Source organism: Kosakonia sp. S57, assembly GCF_016516575.1.
GTDB lineage: Bacteria > Pseudomonadota > Gammaproteobacteria > Enterobacterales > Enterobacteriaceae > Kosakonia > Kosakonia cowanii.
On the sequence record NZ_JACVUL010000041.1, the window covers coordinates 1 to 4,813 of the forward strand.

At 59.7% G+C, this 4,813-nt stretch carries 5 protein-coding genes; all 5 read left to right on the top strand.

Features of this window, described 5'->3' with window-relative positions; translation table 11 throughout:
* The coding region (locus IAE48_RS24195; RefSeq protein ID WP_233631731.1) for a hypothetical protein at positions 1 to 190 on the top strand (190 nt) is incomplete at its 5' end.
* A gap of 54 nt (positions 191 to 244) precedes the next feature.
* Entirely contained in the window at positions 245 to 700 is a 456-nt protein-coding gene (locus IAE48_RS23815; protein ID WP_094419707.1) for a MarR family transcriptional regulator, read from the top strand.
* A 22-nt stretch (positions 701 to 722) separates the two neighbouring features.
* Positions 723 to 1,895 (top strand): efflux RND transporter periplasmic adaptor subunit, encoded by a 1,173-nt coding sequence (locus IAE48_RS23820; RefSeq protein ID WP_200135758.1) that lies wholly within the window; start codon positions 723 to 725, stop codon positions 1,893 to 1,895.
* Between the two features lie 10 nt (positions 1,896 to 1,905).
* Positions 1,906 to 3,441: a DHA2 family efflux MFS transporter permease subunit gene (locus IAE48_RS23825; protein ID WP_200135759.1), complete on the top strand. Its 1,536-nt coding sequence runs from the start codon at positions 1,906 to 1,908 to the stop codon at positions 3,439 to 3,441.
* A 22-nt stretch (positions 3,442 to 3,463) separates the two neighbouring features.
* On the top strand, positions 3,464 to 4,699 hold the full coding sequence (locus IAE48_RS23830; RefSeq protein WP_200135760.1) for an MFS transporter: 1,236 nt from the start codon (positions 3,464 to 3,466) through the stop codon (positions 4,697 to 4,699).
* The last annotated feature ends 114 nt before the right edge of the window (positions 4,700 to 4,813 follow it).

Genomic DNA, 4,813 nt, shown 5'->3' on the forward strand with positions numbered 1-4,813 from the left:
GACCTTGTCATTCCCGCTTCGGTTCGCCGATTTCAGCGGGGACACAACCCCCATCGCTGTCATATCGCAGATAAAAAAAACGGTGTCGCTGAAACATTGCCCGATGGCGCTGCGCTTATCGGGCCTACGGAGTGCCGGGTACGGTGATTGGAAACTGACAAAACGTGCGCTTATCTTGACAATCCATTGACACTTATCTGCCTGGTCAGTAATTTCATTTGTAATTATTGATCAGGCAAATATCATGACAAATTCTGCGGATAACCCTAACCCGACGCTGCACCTCGGCTTGCTGATCCACCTGGCAAACCAGTTCAAAGACCAGCTTATCAGCCACTACTTTTCGCCGGCGGATATCACCGCCGCGCAGTTCAAGGTGCTGATCAGCATCTATAAAGGCTTCACCAGCCCGGTTGAAGTGAGCAAAAACCTGCTGATGGACGCGGGCGCCATGAGCCGCATGCTTGAGCGGATGGTAAAGCGCGACCTGGTGGTGCGCACCACCAACCCCGACGATAAACGCCAGGTGATCCTCGGCCTGACGGAGAAGGGGCGGGGGATTTGCGATCGCTTCCAGAATGAGGCGCTGGCGTCGATCCTCACCTCACTCACCGAGCGTCTCACCGACGATGAAGCGCAACAGCTGGTGACGCTGCTGATCAAAATGCTGCCTGATGGCGCAACCCAACCCTATCGCTAAGTTTTCCTGAAAGGTGATCAAGATGACCGATTCAGCTGCTCAACCTGCACGCGCGCCGAGTAAACGTAAGCGCAACTTCGCCATTCTGTTTGTGCTGCTGGTGGTTATCGCTGCCGGCTGCCTCGCCTGGTATCTGCTCTATGCCCGCTATTACGAAACCACCGATGACGCCTATGTCAGCGCCAACCAGGTGACGCTGACGCCGCAGATTGGCGGTACCGTCACCCAGGTCGCCGTCGATGAGGGCGACTTTGTACAAAAAGGGCAGCCGCTGGTGCTGCTCGACCCGGCCGATACCGAGATTGCGCTGCAACAGGCGCAGGCTAACCTTGCCAGCACCGTGCGCCAGGTGCGTGGGCTTTACAGCACCGCGGATAACTACCGTGCGCAGGTGGCGGCGAAAAAAGTGGCGCTGCAAACGGCGCAGAGTGACTACGCGCGTCGGCAGAAGATTTTCGCCACCGGCGCGGTTACCGCTGAGGATTTAGCCCATTATCGTGACAACGTCACCAGTGCGAAAAGCGACCTGATTGCCGCGCAGCAGGCGCTCAACACCAATCTGGCAATGGTTGACGACACCGTTATCGACAGCCATCCGGAGATCAAAAGCGCCATCGCCACCCTGCGTCAGCGCTTTCTCGATAACGCCCGCAGCACCATTGTTGCACCGGTGAGCGGCTATGTAGCAAAGCGCGCGGTGCAGCTTGGTATGCGCGTCGATTCCGGCACTACGCTGCTGTCGATTGTGCCGCTCGATCAGGTGTGGGTAGATGCCAACTTCAAAGAGAGCCAGATGAGCACCATGCGCCTCGGGCAGAAAGTGACGCTCACTGCCGATCTCTATGGTGATGACGTGGAGTATCACGGCACGATTGAGAGCCTCGGCATTGGTACCGGTAGCGCCTTCTCCCTGCTGCCGGCGCAGAACGCCAGCGGCAACTGGATCAAGATTGTCCAGCGTCTGCCGGTGCGCATTACTCTCGATCCTCATGATATGCAGAAACATCCGCTGCGCGTCGGCTTGTCGATGGCCGCCCGCGTCGATATTCGCGATACCGAAGGGCACCTGCTGCCGCAGCAGAGCGTCGCGCAGCCGCGTTTCGCAACAGACGTCTACCAGAATGCGCTGGATAAGGCCGACGCACTGGTGGCGAAGATCCTTCATGATAATAGCCAGCCGGTAGCCGCCCGCTAAGAGAGACGCGATGCAAGATAAATCGGCATTTACGCCGCCCAGCCTGCTGCTGGCGACGATTGCGCTGTCGCTGGCGACCTTTATGCAGGTGCTGGACACCACCATCGCCAACGTGGCGCTGCCGACCATTGCGGGCAATCTCGGCGTCAGCGCCGATCAGGGCACCTGGGTCATCACCTCGTTTGCGGTCTGTAACGCCATTGCGCTGCCGCTCACCGGCTGGTTTACCCGCCGCTTTGGTCAGCTGCGGCTGTTTGTTGGCTCAGTGGCGCTCTTTACCCTCTCCTCATTTCTGTGCGGCTTCGCCCACAGCATGACGGAGCTAATTGTCTTTCGCGCGCTGCAGGGCTTTTTCGCCGGGCCGATGTTTCCGATGTGCCAGACGCTGCTGCTGGTGATTTTCCCCACCAGCAAACGCAGCATGGCGCTGGCGCTGCTCTCAATGGTGACGGTGGTGGCACCGATTGTCGGGCCGATTACCGGCGGCTGGATCACCGATAACTACGCCTGGCCGTGGATCTTCTACATCAACGTGCCGATTGGGATTTTCGCGGCGATTGTCGTCTGGATGCAGCTGCGCGGGCGGGAAGAGACCACTACCACCTCGCCGATTGATTACATCGGCATTGCGCTGCTGGTGCTCGGCGTTGGCCTGCTGCAAGTGGTGCTGGATAAGGGTAACGATCTCGACTGGTTCGCCTCGAACGAAATTATCATCATGTCAGTGCTCTCGGCGATTGCGCTGGTGTCGTTCGTGATGTGGGAGCTTGGCGAGCAGCACCCGATTGTTAACCTGCGGCTGTTTAAGGATCGCAACTTCGCCATCGGCACCGCCACGCTGACCCTCGGCTACGCGGCCTTTTTCGCCATCAACATTATTTTGCCGCAGTGGCTGCAAACCCAGATGGGCTACACGGCGATCTGGGCCGGGCTGGCGGCGGCACCGATGGGCTTTCTGCCGCTGCTGCTGACGCCGTTTATTGGGCGCTACGCTCATAAAGTTGACCTGCGTATTCTGGCAACGCTGTCGTTTCTGACCATGGGTGCCTCCTGCCTGCTGCGCGCGCAGTTCAATACCGAGGTCGATTTCCGCACCATTGCCGAAGTGCAGATGTTTATGGGCATTGGCGTGGCCTTCTTCTTTATGCCCATCACCACCATTGTGCTCTCAAACCTGCACGGCCAGGCGGTGGCGGAAGGCTCCGGTCTGGCGACCTTTTTCCGCGTGCTGGGCGGCTCGTTTGCCTCGTCGCTTACTACCTGGATCTGGTCACGGCGGGAGATTTACCACCATGCCACCCTCAGCGAAAGTGTCTCGCAGTGGAACCCGGCGGCGACAGACTATCTGCATAAGATGGGTGGCGCGACGCAGCAGCACCTGGCGGCGGTGGATAAAACCCTCGAGCAGCAGGCCTATATGCTGTCGACCATCGACTACTTCTGGCTGCTGGGCTGGCTCTTTTTAGCACTGATGATTGTTATCTGGTTTGCCCGCCCGCCGTTTGTGCGTAGCGGTGCGCCCGGCGCGCCGTCGGCCGGACATTAATTACCACCCATAGAGAGATGTTATGGCACCCCTGTTATCCGCCAGCGATGGCCGTTTATTGCAGCACCGATCTTTTGTCGCCTTCTGGCTGGCGCGCACCAGCTCCAGCTTTGGCTTTCAGATGTTGTCGATTATTGTCGGCTGGCAGATCTACTCCCAGACGCAGAGCGCCTTCTGGCTGGGGATGATTGGCCTGGTACAGTTTATTCCCTCGCTGACGCTGGCGCTGCCCGCCGGGCATATCGCCGACCAGTTTGACCGCCGACGCGTGGTGCTGCTGTCGCAGGTGTGCGAGTGGGTGGCGATTGTGGCGCTCGCCTGGCTCACCTGGCAGGGCGATGCCAGCGTCGGCGTCATCCTGGCGCTGATTTTTGTTATCTCCTGCGCGAAAACCGTCGAGTCACCATCGATGATCTCAATGCTACCGGCGTTGGTTCCGGCGTCGATTCTGCCACGCGCCACGGCGGCGAATGCGGTCTCCGGCCAGGCGGCGCAGATCGTTGGCCCGGCGCTGGGCGGCTTTCTCTACGCTGCGGGCGCGGATGTGGTTTACAGCGTCACGGCGGCGCTCTATCTGCTCTCGCTGCTGCTGGTGATCACCCTGAGCTATGAGCAGGCGCAGCCAAAACGCACGCCCGCGACGCTCTCCTCCCTCTTTGCCGGGGTGCGCTTTATCCGTAACCGGCCAGATGTGCTGGGGGTGATCTCCCTCGATCTCTTCGCCGTGCTGCTCGGCGGTGCGACGGCGCTGCTGCCGATTTTCGCCCACGATGTATTGCATACCGGCCCGCTCGGGCTGGGGCTTCTGCGCAGTGCTCCGGCAGTGGGCGCGCTGCTGGTTGGCTTCTGGCTAAGCCACCGTGCGCTGACGCGCCGTGTCGGCATTATTATGTTTATGTCGGTCGCGGGCTTTGGCGTGGCGACGCTGGTGTTTGCCTTCTCAAGCTGGATGTGGCTCTCACTGCTGGCGCTGTTTGCGCTCGGTGGGTTTGACATGATCAGCATGGTGATCCGTGGCTCGCTGGTGCAGCTTGATACGCCGGATGAGATGCGCGGGCGGGTCAATGCGGTGAACTCGATATTTATCAATACCTCCAATCAGCTTGGCGAGTTTGAGTCCGGGATGCTCGCCGCGTGGCTGGGGGCGGTGCCTGCGGCGGCGATTGGCGGGGTGGGGACGCTGATTGTGGTGTCGCTGTGGATGAGGTGGTTTCCGGGGTTGCGGCATCGGCAGCGGCTGGAGAGTGATGTGGGGTGATTTGCCATCCGGGCGATGGGGGTTGCATATGGCTTTGGTGGAAGGGTTCCGTTCACCAGGCGTTGGGGAGTTTCATTAATCTCTTCTGCGGTGAACGGGACAAGGGAAGCGGCC

Coding starts and splice junctions, on each gene's coding strand:
- IAE48_RS23820 (WP_200135758.1), top strand. CDS start 723: ATGACCGATTCAGCTGCTCAACCTGCACGCGCGCCGAGTAAACGTAAG.
- IAE48_RS23815 (WP_094419707.1), top strand. CDS start 245: ATGACAAATTCTGCGGATAACCCTAACCCGACGCTGCACCTCGGCTTG.
- IAE48_RS23830 (WP_200135760.1), top strand. CDS start 3,464: ATGGCACCCCTGTTATCCGCCAGCGATGGCCGTTTATTGCAGCACCGA.
- IAE48_RS23825 (WP_200135759.1), top strand. CDS start 1,906: ATGCAAGATAAATCGGCATTTACGCCGCCCAGCCTGCTGCTGGCGACG.